Origin of the sequence: Streptomyces sp. NPDC046261, from assembly GCF_040646235.1 — a bacterium.
In the GTDB taxonomy this organism is placed as follows: domain Bacteria; phylum Actinomycetota; class Actinomycetes; order Streptomycetales; family Streptomycetaceae; genus Streptomyces.
In genome coordinates this window covers 38,264-57,997 of record NZ_JBEYZU010000014.1, presented here as the reverse complement: position 1 = coordinate 57,997, position 19,734 = coordinate 38,264, and the positions used below count along the sequence as shown (strand labels likewise).

The 19,734-nt window shown below is 74.5% G+C and carries 15 protein-coding genes and 1 riboswitch; of the genes, 6 read left to right on the top strand and 9 right to left on the bottom strand.

The window, feature by feature from the left end; all coding sequences use genetic code 11:
- A partial coding sequence (locus ABZ956_RS22700) for a hypothetical protein (protein WP_361896547.1) occupies positions 1-1,643 on the top strand: 1,643 nt, incomplete at its 5' end.
- Here the strand turns inward: ABZ956_RS22700 and ABZ956_RS22695 are convergent.
- Positions 1,640-3,895 (bottom strand): tetratricopeptide repeat protein, encoded by a 2,256-nt coding sequence (locus ABZ956_RS22695; protein WP_361896544.1) that lies wholly within the window; start codon positions 3,893-3,895, stop codon positions 1,640-1,642. The two genes, ABZ956_RS22700 and ABZ956_RS22695, sit on opposite strands and share 4 nt — an antisense overlap.
- Positions 3,895-4,266: a hypothetical protein gene (locus ABZ956_RS22690; protein ID WP_361896542.1), complete on the bottom strand. Its 372-nt coding sequence runs from the start codon at positions 4,264-4,266 to the stop codon at positions 3,895-3,897. The genes ABZ956_RS22695 and ABZ956_RS22690 overlap by 1 nt, the downstream gene beginning before the upstream one ends.
- Positions 4,267-4,478: 212 nt before the next feature.
- Here ABZ956_RS22690 and ABZ956_RS22685 point away from each other — a divergent pair, with 212 nt between their 5' ends.
- Positions 4,479-5,432: a trypsin-like serine protease gene (locus ABZ956_RS22685; protein ID WP_361896539.1), complete on the top strand. Its 954-nt coding sequence runs from the start codon at positions 4,479-4,481 to the stop codon at positions 5,430-5,432.
- 61 nt (positions 5,433-5,493) lie between these two features.
- Here ABZ956_RS22685 and ABZ956_RS22680 read toward each other — a convergent pair whose 3' ends face one another.
- The 4 genes from ABZ956_RS22680 to cobN all read right to left on the bottom strand — a co-directional run bounded on the left by ABZ956_RS22680 (position 5,494) and on the right by cobN (position 11,961).
- Positions 5,494-6,213, bottom strand: a complete 720-nt coding sequence (locus ABZ956_RS22680; RefSeq protein WP_361896536.1) for a hypothetical protein — start codon at positions 6,211-6,213, stop codon at positions 5,494-5,496.
- A complete protein-coding gene (locus tag ABZ956_RS22675) occupies positions 6,213-7,475 on the bottom strand; it encodes a VWA domain-containing protein (protein WP_361896533.1) in 1,263 nt (420 codons plus the stop codon). Before ABZ956_RS22675 ends, ABZ956_RS22680 begins: the two co-directional genes overlap by 1 nt.
- 88 nt (positions 7,476-7,563) lie before the next feature.
- The gene (locus tag ABZ956_RS22670; protein WP_361896530.1) at positions 7,564-8,022 is read right to left on the bottom strand and encodes a hypothetical protein; all 459 of its coding nucleotides are present in this window, start codon (positions 8,020-8,022) and stop codon (positions 7,564-7,566) included.
- A 225-nt stretch (positions 8,023-8,247) separates the two neighbouring features.
- Positions 8,248-11,961 carry a cobaltochelatase subunit CobN gene (cobN, locus tag ABZ956_RS22665; RefSeq protein WP_361896527.1) on the bottom strand — a complete coding sequence of 1,238 codons (3,714 nt, stop codon included), beginning with the start codon at positions 11,959-11,961 and terminating at the stop codon, positions 8,248-8,250.
- 112 nt (positions 11,962-12,073) lie between these two features.
- Positions 12,074-12,147: riboswitch (cobalamin riboswitch) on the bottom strand.
- A gap of 118 nt (positions 12,148-12,265) precedes the next feature.
- Here cobN and ABZ956_RS22660 point away from each other — a divergent pair.
- From ABZ956_RS22660 to ABZ956_RS22650, 3 genes are read left to right on the top strand one after another with little or no spacing between them, the layout of a single operon-like run.
- On the top strand, positions 12,266-13,750 hold the full coding sequence (locus tag ABZ956_RS22660) for a cobalamin biosynthesis protein CobG (protein ID WP_361896524.1): 1,485 nt from the start codon (positions 12,266-12,268) through the stop codon (positions 13,748-13,750).
- Entirely contained in the window at positions 13,747-14,400 is a 654-nt protein-coding gene (locus ABZ956_RS22655) for a precorrin-8X methylmutase (RefSeq protein ID WP_361896521.1), read from the top strand. Before ABZ956_RS22660 ends, ABZ956_RS22655 begins: the two co-directional genes overlap by 4 nt.
- A complete protein-coding gene (locus ABZ956_RS22650) occupies positions 14,397-15,917 on the top strand; it encodes a precorrin-2 C(20)-methyltransferase (protein ID WP_361896518.1) in 1,521 nt (506 codons plus the stop codon). The genes ABZ956_RS22655 and ABZ956_RS22650 overlap by 4 nt, the downstream gene beginning before the upstream one ends.
- 74 nt (positions 15,918-15,991) lie before the next feature.
- On the opposite strand, the gene ABZ956_RS22645 is transcribed toward ABZ956_RS22650, so the two are convergent.
- Together ABZ956_RS22645 and ABZ956_RS22640 are read right to left on the bottom strand one after the other, a co-directional pair.
- On the bottom strand, positions 15,992-16,330 hold the full coding sequence (locus ABZ956_RS22645; RefSeq protein WP_361896515.1) for a hypothetical protein: 339 nt from the start codon (positions 16,328-16,330) through the stop codon (positions 15,992-15,994).
- Between the two features lie 138 nt (positions 16,331-16,468).
- Complete coding sequence (locus ABZ956_RS22640) at positions 16,469-17,230, bottom strand: cobalt-precorrin-6A reductase (RefSeq protein ID WP_361896512.1); 762 nt, start codon at positions 17,228-17,230, stop codon at positions 16,469-16,471.
- A gap of 56 nt (positions 17,231-17,286) precedes the next feature.
- Here ABZ956_RS22640 and ABZ956_RS22635 point away from each other — a divergent pair, with 56 nt between their 5' ends.
- Complete coding sequence (locus tag ABZ956_RS22635; RefSeq protein ID WP_361896509.1) at positions 17,287-18,429, top strand: cobalt-precorrin-5B (C(1))-methyltransferase; 1,143 nt, start codon at positions 17,287-17,289, stop codon at positions 18,427-18,429.
- 3 nt (positions 18,430-18,432) lie between these two features.
- Here ABZ956_RS22635 and ABZ956_RS22630 read toward each other — a convergent pair whose 3' ends face one another.
- The gene (locus ABZ956_RS22630) at positions 18,433-19,662 is read right to left on the bottom strand and encodes a serine hydrolase domain-containing protein (RefSeq protein ID WP_361896506.1); all 1,230 of its coding nucleotides are present in this window, start codon (positions 19,660-19,662) and stop codon (positions 18,433-18,435) included.
- Positions 19,663-19,734: the final 72 nt, after the last annotated feature.

The window sequence follows — 19,734 nt, the reverse complement described above, 5'->3', positions numbered from 1 at the left end:
CGGGTGACCTTCGGGTGCCCGTCGGGGCGGACGCCTGGCGGTGGCGGACGTTCGCCGGCGACCGGCTCCTCGTCGCCGCGGCCCGCACCGTCACCTCGACCGTCCGCCTGCTGGACGTCCTCCCCGCCCTCCTCCGGTCCGATCCGCGCGTCGACGTCGTGTTCGCCTTCGACCCCTCATCGGCCTTCGGCGACGGCGTCCACGACCTCCTCCGCTCGGCCGGGGTGCGCGTCATGCCCTGGGGCCAACTGCCCCGCAGCGGCTGTCACCTCGTCGTCTCCGCGAGCGAGAACATCGACCTGACCGGCATCGGCGCCGACTGTCCCGTGCTCGTCCTGCCGCACGGCGTCGGTTTCCACAAGCTGGTGCCCGACTCGCGCGGCGAGGGACGGCGGTTGTCCGGGGTCATGGACGACGCACGGGCCTGGCACGCCGTCTCGCACCCCGACCAGGTCGCCCAGCTCGCCGCACACCACCCCGCCCTGGCGGGCCGCACCCGCCTGGTCGGTGACCCGTACTACGACCGGATGCTGGCCTCACGGCCGCTGCGCGCCCGCTACCGCGAGGCGCTCGGCGCCGGCGACGACCGGCGGCTGGTCCTGGTGACCTCCACCTGGGGGCCGCAGTCCCTGCTCGGCACGGAAGCGGACCTGCCGGCCCGGCTGGTGGCGGAACTGCCGCTCGACGAGTACCGCGTGGCCGCCGTCCTGCACCCCAACATAGGGGCCGCCCACAGCCCCTGGCAGGTCCGGGCCGTCGAGGCGGCCGCTCTGGACGGCGGCCTGCTGCTGATACCGCCGCACCGCGGCTGGCAGGCCGCCGTGCTCGCCGCGGACGTCGTGATCGGCGACCACGGCTCGGTGACCTTGTACGCGGCCGCGCTGGGCAGCCCCCTGCTCCTCGCCGCGTTCGGCGAGGAGTCCGTGCCGGGCACGCCCATGGGCGAACTGGGGCGCGTCGTGCCGCGCCTGGAGCCCCACGCCCCGTTCGCCGCGCAGCTGGAGCGTGCGGTGGCGGAGCACGACACCGAGCGCGTGCGGAAGGTCGCGGGCGGTGCGTTCGACGAGCCGGGGTACGCGCTGGAGCGGCTGCGGGCCGCCGTGTACGAGCTGCTGGGGCTGGGCGAACCGGCCGCGGGGCCGCCGCCGCTGCACGCGTGCCCGGTGCCCGAGGCCGAGGGCGGTCGGGTCACGGCGGCCTGGGTGAGCACGACGGTGACCGCCGACGCCGTGACCGTACGACGCCGCCCGGCGACCGGCGAACAACCGGAGGAAGGCCCCTGCGACTTCTGTCATCTGTCCTGCGACGAGACGGAACAGGACCTGCGCCTGCTGGGCAGCGCGTCGGTGATCACCTCCGGGACCCGGCAGGCGACGGCCACGGCCGCCGTGCGCTGGGCCCGCGCCGCGCTGGCGGCGTGGCCGGGCAGCCGGCTCGCCACGGCGCCCGTGCCGGGCGGGTGCGTGTCCGTCCTGCGCGACGGCCGCGTCGTGGAGTCGACCGCGACCGGCCCGGCGGCCGATGCCGCCCTGCACGCCGCGGCCGTCTACGCCCATCTCCGCGCCACCCGCCCCCTGACGACGACCCTGGCCCTGCGGACAGGCCGGCGCGAGAGGGACCTGGCCCTCCGCCTCCGCCCCTAGCCCGCCGCCGGCACCGCACCGCCTCCCTGGTCGTCACCGCCGAGCGCGGCCAGCCGCTCCCGCAGCTCACCCACCCGTGGGCTCCCGTCCCGCTCCAGCAGCTCCGCCGCCCGTTCCAACTCCCGCCGCGCCGCACCGAGATCGCCGGCATCGGCCGCCAGGTCCGCCAGCGTCTGTCGCACCTGGGCCTCGTAGAACGAGGCGCGCTGCTCCCGCAGCATCTCCGCCGCGCGCTCGAACGCCCGTATCGCCTCGACCGGCCGTCCCAGGGCGTCGTGGGCAGCGCCCACGGCCGCCAGCGCGCGGCCCGCCATGCGCGCGTCACCGAGGCCGATGAGCCGGTCGTAGGCGTCCGTCAGCGTCGTCAGGGCGCGTGCGTGCTCGCCGGTGGCGTGCTGGGCGCAGCCCATGAAGTAGCGGACGAGCGCGACGCCACGCCACTCCCCCGCCCGCGTGTTGAGGCCGAGCGCCTCCTCGTACAGGGCCAGCGCACGCGACGGGTCGGCGCCGTCCCAGTAGCGGGCGGAGAACTCCCGCACCGAGGCCCGCAGAACCAGGTGGTCCGTGGTGTCCGCGAGTTCGAGGGCCCTGTCCGACTCCTGGCGGGCCCGGTCGGCGAGGCCCATGTCCAGCAGGGGCCGGGAGAGCAGACTGCGCAGCCTGGCCTCCATGGCGCGGTCCGCGCGGCGCGCCGCGGCGGCGGCGCCCAGGGTGCCCGTCTCGACCCAGTCGGTGAGGTGCCGGTGGTTGAGGTAGAGGGCGGTGAGGGCTTCGGCGAGCTGGGCCGCCTGCCGGTCGAGGCCCTGCTCGACGGCCGTGCGCACGACGGCCACGGCGTTGTGCCGCTCGGCCTCCAGCCAGTCGAGCGCGGCGTGGCGGGCGCCGGGCCCGGCGAAGGGGTCCTCGTGTCCGGCGAGCAGGGTGCCGTGGTCCGTGATCCGCAGCCGGTTCCCCATCACGGCCCGGTCGGCGAAGGCGGCCCGTACGACGTAGTGGTCGACGACGCGGCGCAGCGCCCGGGCACGTTCCCCGGCGGTCTCGTCGGCCGCGGCCAGGGCGCGGGCGTGCAGCCGTACGAGGTCGTGGATGTCGTAGCGGCCCGTCGGTTCGCCGTCCATGATCTGTTCCTCCAGCAGGCTGGCGGAGTGCAGGTCCTCGAGCAGGCCGCGCACGGTGTGCTCGTCGCGCCCGTCCACGACGGCCGCGGTCCGCGCGTGGAACGTACGGCCGGGCAGGAGCCCGAGCCGGCGGTAGAGCCGTAAGGCCGGGGCGGGCAGGTCGCGGCAGGCGACAGCGAGGGCCGCCGACACGCTGCGCCGGCCTTGCCCGGAGCCGACGGAGAGGGCGGGCAGCCTCTCGTTCTCGGCCGCGAGTTCGGCGGCGACCGCGGCGAGGCCGAGCCCGCGCCGGGCGGCGAGCCGGGAACCGGTGATCGTCAGCGCGAGCGGCAGTCCTCCGCAGCACTCGACCAGCCGTGCCGCCGCCTCGGGTTCGGCCGCGACGCGGTCGGCGCCGCACAGCCGCGCGAGGAGCTGTCGGCCGTGTTCGGCGCTCAGCGGGGAGAGGGGCATCAGGTGCGCGCCGTCGATGACGAGTTCCGCCAGGCGTTGGTGGCTGGTGGCCACGACCGCGCTGCCCGGTGCCACGGGGACGAGCGCGCTGACCTGGGCGGGCTGGGTGACGTTCTCCAGCACCAGCAGGATGCGGCCGCGCTCGTGGGTCTTGCTGCGGTAGAGCGCGTCCAGTTCGGGGCCCGGCACCTCCAGGTACTTCTCCGCCACGCCGAAGGCGCTGCGCAGGACCTGCGCCTGGGCGCCGCGGACGTCGCCGCCGCCCGAAGGGCCGTGCAGCTCGGCGAAGTCGACGTACAGGACCCCGCCGGGGTAGGCGTCGCGTACGTCCTCCGCCCAGCGCCGGGCCGTGCTGCGGGTGCCGATGCCGGGGACTCCGCTGATGACGCAGGTCCAGGGCGTACCGTCGCCGTCGCCGTCATCCGCCAGCCAGCTGTGCAGGGCGGCGAGTTGGCCGGTGCGGTTGATGAAGCGCGGTGTGCCGGGGCGCACTTGGTAGAGCGCGTGCGGCTTCTGGGGCGCCGGCGAGCGGTGGTCGTGGTAGAAGATGTTCCCGCCGGCTTGGAACACCTGCTCGGCGTCGCCCGAGAAGTCGTTGCTGACGTGGTGGTGCGGGCCGGGAGCGGCCGCGTCGTCCGGCTCGCCTTCCGTGCCGTCCCCGGCCGTGGGGTGTCCGCTCATCAGGGCTTCACGGAGATGGTGTGGCCCTGGTAGAGCGTGCCGACGCTGGCGTTGCCCGAGACCGTGTTGGTGACCGTGGTGTGGGTGACGGACACGTTCGCCGCCCTCGCCCGCTCCTCCCACTGGCGGTACTCCGCCGTCAGCGCCTCGTCCTGGAAGATGCGGCCGAACAGCAGCGCGGCCAGCGCCTGGACTTCCTGCTGGTTGCCCGGGTCGAGCGGCAGCGGCTCGGCCGCGGCGTCGTCCTCCCGGCCCCGTCCCAAGGCGCGCCGCGTGAAATCGACGAGCGAACCCCAGACCTGACGTCCCGCTTCGGTCCCGACGGAGCCGGCGGCCGCCGTCACCGCCGTCGTGATCGCGCCGAGAGACACCGGATCGACCATCATCCCACTCCCCACCCTGCGGCCGGACAGCCCGGACAACCCAACTCACTGGTACGCACAGGCTACCGGCTGCCTCTGACAGTGCTGTCCGGCGTTGTGGTGAATCCTGTCGCGTCGGTCACTCGTCGTACCCCGACCGCTCGTAGGACGATGACACGCTCACCTCGTACGTGCCGTTCCGCAGCCGGGAGGAACCGTTCATGCGCCGCAGACCCTTCGCCATACGCCGGGGCCCGACCGCCGTCCTCGTCACCCTGCTGGCGGTGGCGGCCGCCGCCTTGCCGGGACCGGCCGCGACCGCGGCCACCGTCTCAGCCACCACCTCGGCCACCGTCTCAGCCGCCGCCGATGACGCCTACTGGACGCCCGAGCGCATGCGGGCCGCGCTCCCCGCCTCCGACGCCCGGCGGACGCCGGCAGCGGCGGCCGCCGGCGAGCCCGTACCGCCGAGCCGCCCCTTCGACGGGCTCCCTCAAGTGGGCACGTTCTTCTGGACCGACGGCCAGAACCAGGGCCGCTTCTGCGGCGGCACCGTGATCCGCAGCCCGCACCGCGATCTCGTCGTCAGCGCCGCGCACTGCCTGCGCTCGCCCGACCCGAAGAAACGGCTGTCGTTCGTCCCGCAGTACCACGACGGCCTCAAGCCGCACGGCGTCTTCCCGGTCGAGGACATCTACATCGACCAGCGCTACTACGACCTGGGCACGGACGGCGGCGCGCGCTGGGACTACACCGTCGTCCGGCTCGGCCCGCGCGCGGACGGCACGAAGGTCCAGCGCGCCGTCGGCGGTTTCGACCTGGCCATCCGCCCCGGCTACCGGCACGAGAACGTACGCCTGATCGGCTATCCGGGAAGCAGCGACACCACCCACCCCAAGCCGCTCGACTGCCGCTCCTCCACGCACCGTTACACCAGTACGGACCCGGCCGCGCCGGGCGACTTCCTGGAGATCGCCTGCGCGGGCTACATCGGCGGCACGTCCGGCGGCCCGTTCCTGGTGCGCGGGCGCGGCGGGTACGCGCTGATCGGCGTCATCGGCGGCTATCACACCGGCGGCGACACCCCGGACATCTCCTACAGCTCCTACTTCGACGAGGACCTGCTGGAGCTGTACCTGCGGGCCGTGGACGGCGAGCCCCCGGCCGCCCCGTGACGCGCCGAGGGCCGCACCCCCGCGCGGGAGTGCGGCCCTCGGCCGGTTCAGCCACCGGTGGCTACGGGCGCCGCCGCCCGTGCCGCGTCAGGGTGTAGCCGCCGACGGCCGCGAGCGCGCCGAGGACGGCGCCGCCCACGGTCCAGCCCCAACGGCCCGACCACCAGCTCCCGTTCCAGCCGCTCTCCGGTTCCTTGACGGCCGCGGCGTGCAGCGGGGCGCCCAGCTCGCCGCCCCCGGCGTGGGCCCCGCCCGCGTCCTCGGCGGTGGCCTTGACCTCGGTCCGGACGGGCAGTCCCAGGTCCCGGTCGGGCGCGTCGACGACGGTGAGGCGGACGTAGTACGCGCCGGGCAGCGGGTCGTTGGCCCAGCGCTCCGACCACGACCGTACGGTCCGCAGCGTGCAGGACAGGCCCACGGCCGCGTCCTGCTGGTCCGCTCGCGCCGTCTGCTGCCCGGAGGTGCATGCCTGGCGGCGGCGCAGTCCGTCGAAGACGTCGAGCCGCCAGGTGGCGGCACCGTTGCGCGTCGACGCCTCCGGCAGCTGCACGTTCGCCTTCACGGTCGGCCGTTGGCCCGCTCCGACGGGGAACTGCCAGTAGAGGTAGTCGCCGGTGGAGGCGTCAGCCGTGGCCTTCTGCCCCTGTTCGATCGCCACGGCGGTACGGAAGTCGGTGCCGGCCTCGGTGGGCGCGTCGTCGGCCGTGGCCGTGGTGGCGCAGCCCAGCAGACCGGTGGCCGCCAGCAGCCCGGCGGTCAGCGCGCGTGTCGTACGTCGCATCAGTTCTCCCTCCACACCGCGATGCGCCAGCGGGCCAGCCAGCCCCACAGCAGTCCGGCCAGCAGTCCGGTCACGGCGAGCACGGCCAGCAGCACCCAGCCCCGGCCGAGGCCGAACGCGGCCAGGTCGGAGGGGTTGTCGGGCGCCTTCACCAGGTCCACGGCGAGCTCGACGGGCAGCCCCGGATCCCGCTTGACGGAGGCGGGGGCGGAGAAGGAGTGCGAGACCTCGAGACAGACGGTCCTGGCTTCCTTGTCGTCCTCGGCCTTCTTCCAGAGCGGAAGGCGCAGGCCCGACGCCATCACATCGGTGCGCCCGCTGCCGGCGTCCGAGCCGCGCACGAGCTCCTGTCCACCCTCGCCCACGGCGCGCACCAGCACCCCGTAGTCGCGGTCGACGGCACGGTCGGCGGCCACGCTCGCCGAGGCGCGCAGCTCCTGCCCCGGCTTGACCTTGACGCGGTACCAGCGGTGCTCGCCGAACGTCGCCCGGTCGGTCCAGATCCCGGCACCGAGCTCGGGCGCGGCCGAGCACTCGTTCGCGCCCCGGGTGGGCCTGGGCGTCTCGACGGGCGTCTCGGCGCGGCGCACGAGCTGCTTGATGCGCCCGGAGAGCTCCTTGGTGTGCCGCACGGTGGTGTACGTGCCGCCGGTGGCCTCGGCGATGCAGCTGAGCTGCTCGCGGGTCTTGTCGTCCTGGGCCAGGCCGAGGGTGTCGATGGTCAGGTGGGTGCCCTTGGCGGCGAGTTCGCGCGCCACGTCGCACGGGTCGGGCATCCCGCAGGAGTCCTCGCCGTCGGTGATGAGCACGATCCGGCGCGTGCCCCCGTCCTTCCCCAGATCCTGGTCGGCACCGCGCAGGGCGTACCCGATGGGCGTCCAGCCGGTGGGCCGCAGGGTGGCCACGGCCGCCTTGGCCTCGGTCCGGTTCACCTTGCCGACGGGGTAGAGCTGCCGGCTGTCCCGGCAGCCGGTCGCCTTGTCGTCACCGGAGTAGTCGGCGCCGAGCGTCCGGATGCCGAGCCGTACGCCGTCGGGCACCGCGTCGATGACCTCGTTGAACGCCTGCTGCGCGGCGGCCATGCGGGTCCGGCTGCCGCCGTCCACGTCCTGGGCCCGCATCGAGCCGCTGACGTCCAGCACCAGCTCGACCTTGGGGGAATCCTTCGGGGGCCCGTCGGCGGCGTTCGCCGGCACGATACCCCCGGCCAGGGCGGCGAGCAGGGCACACGCGCCCGCCGCCAGCCGTTTTGTGATGATCATCCGAGGATCCTAGTGATCGCCACCGGACGCCATCAAAACGAACGCGGCACGACGGACGCCCGGTCCCGGACGCCCGGTGGCAGGCGGTTCACTCCCCGGCGGAACCGGCGACCAGGGGCTCGGCGTCGCCGGCCCAGACCCGGTACAGGGTGCGGATGGCCGCGATGTCGGGCACGTCCTTGGGGCGGCCCGCGGCGACCTTCCAGCGCAGTACGTCGCCGAGGCGCATGAAGGGCACTCCGTCGATGAGGTCGGCCTCGTCGATCAGCCGGTCCGTGGACCAGCCCGGGGTCCACCGGTCCATGATCTCGATGTCGGCCGAGGGATGTACGACCCGCCGGCCGTAGCCGGAGACGGTGGGCTCGGGGTCCCCGAGGGTCAGGGCCCGCTCCCAGGCCGGCCCCCGGGCCAGGACGTCGAGGTCGCCCATGCGCGGGCGCAGGCCCCGGACGTAGAGGGCCGCCGAACCGCACACCACGTAGTGCTCCCGGGGCAGTCCCAGCGCCGCCAGGGCGGCGAACAGACCGTCGGCGTCGCTCAGCAGCATGGCGCCGCCTCATGCTCCGACCGGACCGGTAACTTCACTTTGTCGACGTTCACTTGCTGCGCTCTCCCGGATGGGTCATGACCCCGGTGGAACGGACCACCGGGGTCGGGTGACCTTCGAACCTAGGAGGCGGCACGCCGTACCGCAAGCGACGGCGCCAGGCGCACGGGAGCACCGGCCGCCCTGGGGGACGGCCGCGGCGCCCACCGCGTCACCGGCGCCCGGTCAGGCGTCGTCCCCGCCCTCCAGCTCCCCCTCCGTCTCCAGGAAGACCTGGCGCAGCGCGTCCAGCGTCTCGGCGTCCGGCTTGGCCCACATGCCGCGGCTCTCGGCCTCCAGGAGGCGCTCGGAGATGCCGTGCAGGGCCCAGGGGTTGGCGTCCTGGAGGAAGGCGCGGTTCTCCGGGTCGAGGACGTAGGTCTGGGCGAGCTTGTCGTACATCCAGTCGGGGACGACGCCGGTGGTGGCGTCGTAGCCGAAGAGGTAGTCGACAGTGGCGGCGAGTTCGAAGGCGCCCTTGTAGCCGTGGCGGCGCATGGCCTCGATCCAGCGGGGGTTGACCACGCGGGCGCGGAAGACGCGGGAGGTCTCCTCGACCAGGGTGCGGGTGCGGATCGTCTCGGGGCGGGTGGAGTCGCCGATGTACGCCTCGGGGGCCTTGCCGCGCAGGGCCTTGACCGTGGCGACCATGCCGCCGTGGTACTGGAAGTAGTCGTCGGAGTCGGCGATGTCGTGTTCGCGGGTGTCGGTGTTCTTGGCGGCCACCGCGATGCGCTTGTAGGCGCTCTCCATCTCCGCGCGGGCCGGGCGGCCCTCCAGGCCGCGGCCGTAGGCGTAGCCGCCCCAGACGGTGTAGACCTCCGCGAGGTCGGCGTCGGTGCGCCAGTCGCGGCTGTCGATGAGCTGGAGGAGGCCGGCGCCGTACGTGCCCGGGCGGGAGCCGAAGATGCGGGTGGTGGCGCGGCGTTCGTCGCCGTGGGCGGCGAGGTCGGCCTGGGCGTGGGCGCGGACGTGGTTCTGCTCGGCGGGCTCGTCCAACGACGCCGCCAGCCGCACCGCGTCGTCCAGGAGGCCGATGACGTGCGGGAAGGCGTCGCGGAAGAAGCCGCTGATGCGCAGGGTGACGTCGATGCGGGGGCGGCCCAGTTCCGCGAGGGGGATGGGCTCCAGGCCCGTCACCCGTCGCGACGCCTCGTCCCACACCGGGCGGATGCCCAGCAGGGCCAGCGCCTCGGCCACGTCGTCGCCCGCCGTGCGCATGGCGCTCGTGCCCCACAGGGACAGGCCCACCGACTCCGGCCAGTCGCCGTTGTCGGTGCGGTAGCGCTCCAGGAGGGAGTCGGCCAGGGCCTGGCCGGTCTCCCAGGCGAGGCGGCTGGGGACGGCCTTGGGGTCGACGGAGTAGAAGTTGCGGCCCGTCGGCAGGACGTTGACCAGGCCGCGCAGGGGGGAGCCGGAGGGGCCTGCGGGGACGAAGCCGCCAGCCAGGGCCTTGACCGCGTGGTCGAGTTCGGCCGTCGTTCCCGCGAGGCGGGGGACGACTTCGCGTGCCGCGAAGTCCAGGATGGCCGCGACGGGGTCGGCGTCTGCCGTGTCGGTGACCGGCACCGTGGGTTGTGCCCACCCTCCCCCAAGCTCTCGGCTTCGCTCGAGCAGGGGGGACCCCCATCGCCCTGCGGGACGATTGCCCACAACAGTCTGTACGGCGGCCGGGTCCCAGTTGGCAGCTTCCATCGCTTCTACGAGCGCCCTCGCCTCCGCTTCCGCCTCGTCCGCCGTCGTGCGGGTCGCCGCCGACTCGTCCAGGCCCAGGGCCTCGCGCAGGCCCGGCAGGGCGGCGGTGCCGCCCCAGATCTGGCGGGCGCGCAGGATCGACAGGACGAGGTTGACCCGCGCCTCGCCGGTGGGCGCGCCGCCCAGTACGTGCAGGCCGTCGCGGATCTGGGCGTCCTTGACCTCGCACAGCCAGCCGTCGACGTGCAGGAGGAAGTCGTCGAAGCCGTCGTCGTCCGGGCGCTCCTGCAGACCGAGGTCGTGGTCGAGCTTGGCGGCCTGGATGAGGGTCCAGATCTGGGCGCGGATCGCCGGGAGCTTGGCCGGGTCCATGGCGGAGATCTGCGCGTACTCGTCGAGGTGCTGCTCCAGGCGCGTGATGTCGCCGTAGGACTCGGCGCGGGCCATGGGCGGCACGAGGTGGTCGACGAGCGTGGCGTGGGCGCGGCGCTTGGCCTGGGTGCCCTCGCCGGGGTCGTTGACGAGGAAGGGGTAGACCAGCGGCAGGTCGCCGAGGGCGGCGTCGGGGCCGCAGGCGGCGGACAGGCCGGCGTTCTTGCCGGGCAGCCACTCGAGGTTGCCGTGCTTGCCGAGGTGCACCATCGCGTCGGCGCCGAAGCCGCCGTCCTCGCGGGAGGCGGCGATCCAGCGGTAGGCGGCGAGGTAGTGGTGCGAGGGCGGCAGGTCGGGGTCGTGGTAGATGGCGATGGGGTTCTCGCCGAAGCCGCGCGGCGGCTGGATGAGGATCAGCAGGTTGCCGCGGCGCAGGGCGGCGAGCACGATGTCGCCCTCGGGGTTGCGGCTGCGGTCGAGGAACATCTCGCCCGGCGGCGGGCCCCAGTGCTCCTCCACCGACTCCCGCAGCTCCTGCGGCAGCTGCCCGTACCAGCGCTTGTAGTCGGCGGCCGGGATGCGGACGGGGTTGCGGGCGAGCTGCTCCTCGGTGAGCCAGTCCTGGTCGTGGCCGCCGGCCTCGATGAGGGCGTAGATCAGCTCGTCGCCGTCGCCCGACTCCAGCCCCGGGACGGGCTCGTCGCCGAAGTCGTAGCCCTCCTCGCGCAGCCGGCGCAGCAGGGCCACGGCGCTGGCGGGGGTGTCGAGGCCGACGGCGTTGCCGATGCGGGAGTGCTTGGTGGGGTACGCGGACAGGACGAGCGCGATCCGCTTCTCGGCGGCGGGGATGTGGCGCAGCCGGGCGTGGCGCACGGCGATGCCGGCGACGCGGGCGGCGCGCTCGGGGTCGGCGACGTAGGCGGGCAGGCCGTCCTCGTCGACCTCCTTGAAGGAGAACGGGACGGTGATGATGCGGCCGTCGAACTCGGGCACCGCGACCTGGGTGGCGGCGTCGAGCGGGGAGAGCCCCTCGTCGTTCTCCTCCCAGGCGCTGCGCGGGCCGGTCAGGCACAGGGCCTGCAGGATCGGCACGTCGAGGCCGGCGAGGGCGCCGGCGTCCCAGGACTCGTCGTCGCCGCCCGCCGAGGCCTCGGCGGGGCGGGTGCCGCCGGCGGCGAGGACGGTGGTGACGACGGCGTCGGCCGCGCCGAGGGCCTCGATCAGCTCGGGTTCCGGGGAACGCAGCGAGGCGACGTACAGCGGCAGGGCGCGGCCGCCGGCGTCCTCGATCGCGCCGCAGAGGGCGTCGACGAAGGCGGTGTTGCCGCTCATGTGGTGGGCGCGGTAGTAGAGCACCGCGACGCACGGGCCGTCGGCGTCGGTGGCCCGGGGGGTGCGTTCCAGCGCGCCCCAGGCGGGGGCGGCGGCCGGGGGCTCGAAGCCGTGGCCGGTCAGCAGCACGGTGTCGGAGAGGAAGCGGGCCAGCTGCTCGAGGTTGGCGGGGCCGCCGTGGGCGAGGTAGGCGTGGGCCTCGGCGGCGATGCCGATGGGGACGGTGGAGGTCTCCATCAGCTGGGCGTCGGGGGCCTGTTCGCCGGTGAGGACGACGACGGGGCGGTCCTGGGCCAGCAGCAGGTCGAGCCCCTCCTGCCAGGCGCGGATGCCGCCGAGGAGCCGTACGACGACGAGTTCGGTGCCCTCCAGGAGCGAGGGGAGGTCGTCCAGGGCGAGCCGGGCCGGGTTGGCGAGCCGGTACGGGACCGGGCCCCCAAGGGCGGCAGCCGCGCGGGCGCTGAGCAGGTCGGTGTCGGACGTCGACAGGAGAAGGATCACGCGGCGCTCCCGAGTGCTTCGAGGGTCGCCCGGGGTGCGCGGGGCCGGAATGTGCGCATGCGGCGGCAGGCCTTCCTCGGGGTCCGCGCCCCGGGCGGTTGGAGGACGGCGGGAGTTCCTGACTCGCGCGGCATCGCTGCCGTGCTCACAGTGGCGGGACCGTGCCGGAGTCTCACCGGCTTCCTCCCCTGGCGCCGTCGCTGGCGTATGGCGGGCCGGAATCCCATGGAGACTGCCCACCTGGTGAGCATAGTAAGCGCTGGTGATCCGGTACGGGGACGGTGCACCGGGTGGGGGCGTCGGTATGCTCGCCGCCATGCCTGTGCCCCCCACATCTCCCGCGGACCGGGACGAGACGTGCCGAACCGGTGCGACCGTGCGCGATCGCGGCGACGCGTGCCCCGGTGCGCTGCGGCTGCACCCGGCGGACGACGGTGGGCTGGCCCGCGTCCGGGTGCCGGCCGGGCTTTTGACGGCCCGTCAGGCCGAGGTGCTGGCGTGTGCGGCGCGGGAGCTGGGCGACGGCCGTCTCGACATCACCTCGCGGGGCAACGTCCAGCTGCGCGGCCTGGCTTCCGGGGCCGGCGGCGAGCTGGGCGAGCGGCTGCGCGGGGCCGGACTGCTGCCCTCGGACCGGCACGACCGGGTCCGTAACGTGGTCGCGTCGCCGCTGTGCGGGCTGGACGGAGCAAGCGCCGGGGGCGCGCGGACGGACGTCCAGTCCTGGGCGCGGGCGCTGGACGCGCTGTTGTGCGCCGGCGGCACGGACACCACGGACGCGGCGGACCCCACGGGCGCAAAGCACGACGCGGACGACGCGACCAACACGGACGGCGTCACAGGCGACTTGTCGGCTTTGTCGGGACGATTCCTCTTCGGTCTCGACGACGGGCGCGGCGACATCGTGGCCCTCGCCCCCGATGTGACATTGATCGCAGAGCCCGGCGGCACCGGCGCGGAGGACGGGCCCACCGCCCTGCTGTGCTTCGCCACCGACGGCCCCGGCCTGCGCGTCGCCGCCGGCGACGCGCCGCGCGCGGCCGTCCTGGCGGCACGGGAATTCCTCGCGGCGGTGCGCGGGAGCGGCGACAGGGCCTGGCGGGTACGCGACCTCGCCCCCGAACGCCGCCCGCGCCCGGAGGCGTTGGCCCGCCGGCTGACCGCGGCCGGCATCGGCTGTGTGCTCGTCCCCCATGTCGCGCTGCCGCTGGGGCCCCCGACCGCTCCGGGCCCGGTCCACGGCCACGACGGGCGGTGGGCCCTGTCGGTGACCGCACCGCTGGGGCGCCTGAGCGCGAGCCAGTGGCGGCTCGTGGCCCGTACCGCCGACCGGGACGGCGACGGCGAGCTGCGTGTGACACCCTGGCGCGGCATCGTCGTCCCGGGCCTGTCGGCCGGGGCGGCCGCGGCGGCGGCCGCGGCGCTCGCCGACGCCGGACTGATCACCTCCGCCGACTCCCCCTGGTACGGCGCGGGCGCCTGCGCGGGCCGTCCCGGCTGCGCGAAGTCCCTCGCGGACGTGCGGGCCGACGCGGCCGCCGCGCTCACGGGCGCGCGCCCTGGCGGGGCCGGGACGCTGCCGGTGTACTGGTCCGGGTGCGAACGGCGCTGCGGGCACCCGGCCGACGGCCGGTGGGTCGACGTGCTGGCGACGGGCGACGGCTACCGGATCACCGTGCGCGACGGGGACCGGGACGGCACGACACACGCGGCGGCACCGGAAGACCTGGCCGAGGCGGTGGCCGCAGCGCGGACCACCGGCACGACACGCACCACCCGTACACCATGAACGACGAAGGCGACGAGGGCACAGTGTTCGACTACGACAAGGACGGCGCGTCCATCTACCGCCAGTCCTTCGCGACCATCCGGGCCGAGGCCGACCTCGGCGGCCTGCCGCCGGACGTCAGCCAGGTCGCGGTACGCATGATCCACGCCTGCGGGATGACCGATCTCGTACGGGACCTCGCGTACTCCCCGCAGGTCGTGGCCCGGGCCCGCGAGGCGCTGCGCGCCGGGGCCCCGATCCTGTGCGACGCGAACATGGTCGCCAGCGGGGTCACCCGCAAGCGGCTGCCGGCCGGCAACGAGGTGCTGTGCACCCTCGCCGACCCGGCGGTGCCGGAGCTGGCGGCGCGCATGGGCACGACGCGCAGCGCGGCGGCGCTGGAGCTGTGGCGCGAGAAGCTGGAGGGCGCCGTGGTGGCGGTCGGCAACGCGCCGACCGCGCTGTTCCGCCTGCTGGAGATGGTGGCCGAGGGGGCACCCCGCCCGGCCGCCGTCCTCGGCATCCCGGTCGGCTTCATCGGCGCCGCCGAGTCGAAGGACGCGCTGGTGGAGAGCCCGTTGGGGCTGGAGTACCTGGTGGTGCGGGGCCGGCGGGGCGGCAGCGCGATGGCCGCGGCCGCGATCAACGCGATAGCGAGCGAGGAAGAGTGAGCGAGCAGCCTTTGACGACGGGCCCGACGGGCCGGCTGTACGGAGTGGGGCTCGGCCCCGGCGACCCGTCGCTGATGACCGTACGCGCCGTCGAGGTCATCACCTCGGCCGACGTCGTCGCCTATCACAGCGCCCGGCACGGCCGCAGCATCGCGCGCTCCATCGCCGAACGCCACCTGCGCCCCGGCCACATCGAGGAGCAGCTGGTCTACCCCGTCACGACGGAGACCACCGACCACCCCGGCGGCTACCGGGGTGCGATGGAGGAGTTCTACGAGGAGGCCGCGGCCCGCCTCGCCGCGCACCTGGACGCCGGGCGCACGGTCGCCGTGCTCGCCGAGGGCGACCCGCTCTTCTACAGCTCGTACATGCACATGCACAAGCGGCTGGCCGGCCGTTACCCGACGGAGGTGATCCCCGGGGTCACCTCGTTCAGCGCGGCGGCCGCCCGGCTGGGTACGCCGCTGGTGGAGGGCGAGGAGGTGCTGACGATCCTGCCGGGCACGCTGCCCGAGGAGGAGCTGACGGCGCGCCTGGCCTCCACCGACTCGGCCGTGGTGATGAAGCTCGGCCGGACCTTCCCCACGGTGCGCGGCGCGCTGGAGCGCTCGGGCCGGCTGGCTGAGGCGCGCTACGTGGAACGCGCGACGATGAGCGGCGAGCGCACGGGCCGGCTGGCGGACGTGGACGCCGAGTCGGTGCCGTACTTCTCCGTGGCCGTGCTGCCCAGCCGCGTCGACGCGGCGCCCGTCGCCGGCGCGCGGGGCGAGGTCGTGGTGGTCGGGCTGGGCCCGGCGGGCCCGTTGTGGCTGACGCCGGAGGCGCGCGGCGCGCTGGCGGCGGCCCAGGACATCGTGGGCTACAGCACCTACGTCGACCGCGTTCCCGCGCGGCCCGGCCAGGCGCGCCACGCCTCCGACAACAAGGTGGAGTCCGAGCGCGCCGAGTTCGCGCTGGACCTCGCGCGCCAGGGCCGGCGGGTCGCCGTCGTCTCGTCCGGTGACCCTGGTGTCTTCGCCATGGCCACCGCGGTGCTGGAGGTCGCCTCCGAGGACCCGTACCGCGAGATCCCCGTCCGGGTGGTCCCCGGCATGACGGCCGCCCACGCCGCCGCCTCCCGGGCCGGTGCGCCGCTGGGCCACGACTACGCGGTCGTCTCGCTCTCCGACCGCCTCAAGCCCTGGGAGGTCATCGCGGAACGCCTGCGCGCGGCGGCCGCCGCGGACCTGGTCCTGGCCCTGTACAACCCCGGTTCGCGCAGCCGCGTCTGGCAGGTCGGCAAGGCACGTGAGCTCCTGCTGGAGTACCGCACCCCGGACACGCCGGTGGTCCTGGGCCGGGACGTGGGCGGCCCGCAGGAGAGCGTCCGCATCGTCCGCCTCGGCGAACTCGACCCGGAGCAGGTCGACATGCGCACGATCCTCATCGTGGGCTCGACGCAGACCCGCACGGTACGGCGGGGCGCGGGCGACGGCGAGGAGATCGTCTGGACGCCGAGGCGGTATCCGGAGCGCTGACGCCGGCGGCCGGTGACGAAAGCGGTGGCCCCGGCGGGGCCACCGCTCGTCTTACCCCGGCGTCGCCGGGCCGCTCAGATGGTGACGCAGATGCCGTCCTCGATGGTGCGGCCGTCGCGCTCCAGGCCCCCGCAGACGAGCTTGGCGCCGGCCTGCTCGTAGCCCACGTTCCAACGGTGGGAGGCGGCGTTGACCCTCGGGGAGTGGTAGTTGCCCCAGTAGGAGCGCAGCGTGCCGGGCAGGCCGTCCTTGGTACGGACCGTGATGTCCTGGACGAACCTGTTGTGATGGGCCGTCATGACGCAGATGTACTTCCCGCACTGGGAGTCGACGCCGCTCGGTGCCGCGCTCGCCGGCGCCGCGGCGCCGAAGCCGAGAGCGAAAGCGGCGAGCACGGTCGCGATCTTCTTCATGGCTGTTCCCCCTGATGGTGTAGGCCCCGCACACCCCTGGTGCGGCCGGTCCCGGCCCAGTAGACCCGCACGCCGGGCCGCTTGCCGGGCGCCCGGCGAGGACGCCACCTGATCAGGTGATGCCCCCGCGCGCCTCCCTCAGCAGGGGCCCGGCGTCCGCCTCAGCCACTCCACCGCCTCCGCCACGCCGGCGACCTCGGGCACCCCGTGGGGGACGGGCGGGCGGCGGACCACTACCACCGGGATGCCCGCCTCCCGTGCGGCGACCAGTTTCGCGGACGTGGCCGCGGCGCCGCTGTCCTTCGTCACGAGCACGTCGATCCGGTGCCGCCGCAGCAGTTCCCGCTCGCCCTCGACCGTGAAGGGGCCCCGGTCCAGCAGCACCTCGGTGCGGGCCGGCATCGGGGGGCCGGGGGCGTCCACGGAGCGTATGAGAAACCACATACCCTCAAGGTGCGCGAAGGCGGCGAGGCCCATCCGGCCCGTGGTCAGGAACGCCCGCTCGCCCAGCAGGGGCAGGGTGTCCGCGGCCTCGGCGAGCGAGCCCACCGGGTGCCAGTCGTCGCCGGGACCCGCGACCCAGCCGGGGCGGCGGACGGCGAGCAGGGGAACATGGACGTCGGCGGCAGCCTGTGCCGCGTTGAAACTGATCGTGCCGGCGAAAGGATGGGTGGCGTCGATGAGTGCGTCCACCTGCTGCTCGCGCAGCCACCGGGCCAGGCCCTCGGGGCCCCCGAACCCTCCGACGCGCACCTGCCCCTCGGGCAGCCGCGGCTCGGCGACGCGCCCGGCGAGCGAGCTGGTGACGCGCAGCGCGGGGTCGGCGGCCAGTTCGGCGGCGAGCCGCCGCGCCTCGGTCGTGCCGCCCAGGATCAGGATGTGGCGCACGGCGCCGGTCATGAGGTGTGGCCCTTCGGTCGTTGCCCGGTCGGCCAAGCCTACGGCCGGGGGCCGGGGTGTCTGACGGCAAGGCCATCGGCGGGCGCACCGCGCAGTTGCAGCACACCGGGCTCCGGCACGGCTGGACCACGGGGGCCTGCGCGACCGCCGCGACCACGGCCGCGTACACCGCGCTGCTCACCGGCGAGTTCCCCGACCCGGTGACGATCACCCTGCCCAAGGGCCAGACGCCGGCCTTCGCGCTGGCCGCCGAGGAGTTGCCCGCCGGGGGCGGGGCGGCGATGGCCGCCATAGTCAAGGACGCCGGCGACGACCCCGACGTCACGCACGGCGCGCTGGTGCGCGCCACGGTACGCGTGCTGCCGCCGGGCTCCGGGGTGGTCTTCCGCGCAGGCCCCGGCGTGGGTACGGTCACCCGGCCGGGGCTCCCGCTGGCGGTCGGCGAACCCGCGATCAACCCGGTGCCCCGCCAGATGATGCGCGAGCACGTCGCCGCGGTCGCCGCCCGGTACGGCGGCACGGGCGACGTCGAGATCGAGGTCTCGGTCGATCACGGCGAGGAGATCGCGCGCTCCACGTGGAACCCGCGGCTGGGCATCCTCGGCGGCATCTCCATCCTGGGCACCACGGGCATCGTCGTCCCCTATTCCTGCTCGGCATGGATCGACAGCATCCGGCGCGGTGTGGACGTGGCCCGCGCGGCGGGCCGCACGCACGTCGCCGGGTGCACGGGAGCAACGTCCGAGAAGGTCGCGGTGGCCGTGCACGGGCTGCCCGAGGACGCGCTGCTGGACATGGGCGACTTCGCGGGGGCGGTGCTCAAGTACATCCGCCGCCACCCGGTCGACCGGCTGACCGTTGCCGGCGGCTTCGCCAAGCTCTCGAAGCTGGCCGCGGGCCACCTCGACCTGCACTCGGCCCGTTCCCAGGTGAACAAGGAGTTCCTCGCCGGACTGGCCCGCCACGGCGGTGGTGACGACGCCCTCGCGGCCGCCGTCACCGCCGCCAACACCGGCCTGGAGGCCCTGCGTCTGTGCGAGGCCGCGGGCGTTCCCCTCGGCGACCTGGTCGCCGCCACCGCCCGCGACGAGGCCCTCGCCGTGCTGCGCGGGGCGCCCGTCGCGGTCGACGTCCTGTGCATCGACCGCGCGGGCGTCATCGTGGGGCGGGCCGGTCCCAGGGGACCGCGCGACGCCTGAGGGTCAGCGGTTCACGGGGCCCAGCGCCGCGCGGGCCGGCGCCTTCTTCGCCGGCTTGGCCGTCGTGCCACAGAACGCACCCTCGAACATGTTCTCGAACGGCGGGGACTGGTCGAGCCAGTCGCCGTTGATGTTGAAGGCGAGCGCGTTCTTGCCGTCGCGGGTCGCGGCGGCTCCGGAGAGGGAGCCCCACACGACGCCGTCGTGGCCCCAGACGGTCGTGCCGCAGGACAGCGAGCGCGCCATGATGCCGAGGCCGTAGGTGAAGTGCTGCCCCGTCTCGACGGTGGTCAGCATCGCGTCCAGCTGCTTGCGCGGCAGGAGCTTGCCCTGCAGCAGGGCGCTGTAGAAGCGGTTGAGGTCACCGCTGGTGCTGACGACCTCGCCCGTGGCGCCGGACCAGGAGGGGCGGTACTCGGTGGCGTCGTGGATCTCGGGGCCCGGGTTCTGCACGTAGAGCTTCGAGTAGCCGACCGGGTGCGGGGCCGGCAGCTTCGGGTCGGTGCCGGGGAAGGTCGTCTCCTTCAGGCCCAGCGGCTTGACGATGCGGCGCTCGACCTCGCTCGCGTACGGCTTGCCCGTCACCTTCTCGATGACCATGCCGGCGAGGACGAAGCCGGTGTTGGAGTAGTTCCAGCCCTTGCCCGGCTCGAAGTCGGGCCCGTACTTCAGCCCGTACGCGATGACCTCCTGCGGGGTCTTGACGTCGTAGCGGTGCTGGAAGAAGCCGGGGCCGTTCATGTCCTTGTCCCACTCCGGGGTGTACACCATGTCGTGCACACCGCTGGTGTGGTTGAGGAGCTGACGGATCGTGATCTTCGTGGCGTCGTAGCCGTTGCCCTTCACGACGCCGGGCAGCCAGCGCTCGAGGGAGTCGTCCAGGCTCAGCTTCCCCTCGGCCTCCAACTGCAGCAGCGTGGTGGCGACGAAGGTCTTGGTGATGCTGCCCGCCCGGAAGTGGTCGGCAGCTGTCCGCTTGCGCTGGGTGGCGGTGTCCGCGTAGCCGGACGAACCGAACCAGCTCCCCCTCGGCGTACGGACCTCACCGGCGACGCCGGGCATCCCGGCCGCGACCAGGCCGTCGAGGGCCTGCTGCGTCGCGGCGCGGGTGCCGCCCGACTCCTCGGCCTGCGTCGCGGCCGTGGCCGGGCCGGCGCCGGCGCCGGCGATGACACCGGCGACGACGGCCGCGGCCGTGAGTGCCGCGAGCGCGGAGCGCGTGGGATTCGACATGGGCTTCCCCCCTGGAAACACGCGGCCCGACGGCCGCTACATGATCATTTCCAAGAGCATCACAGCCCGCCG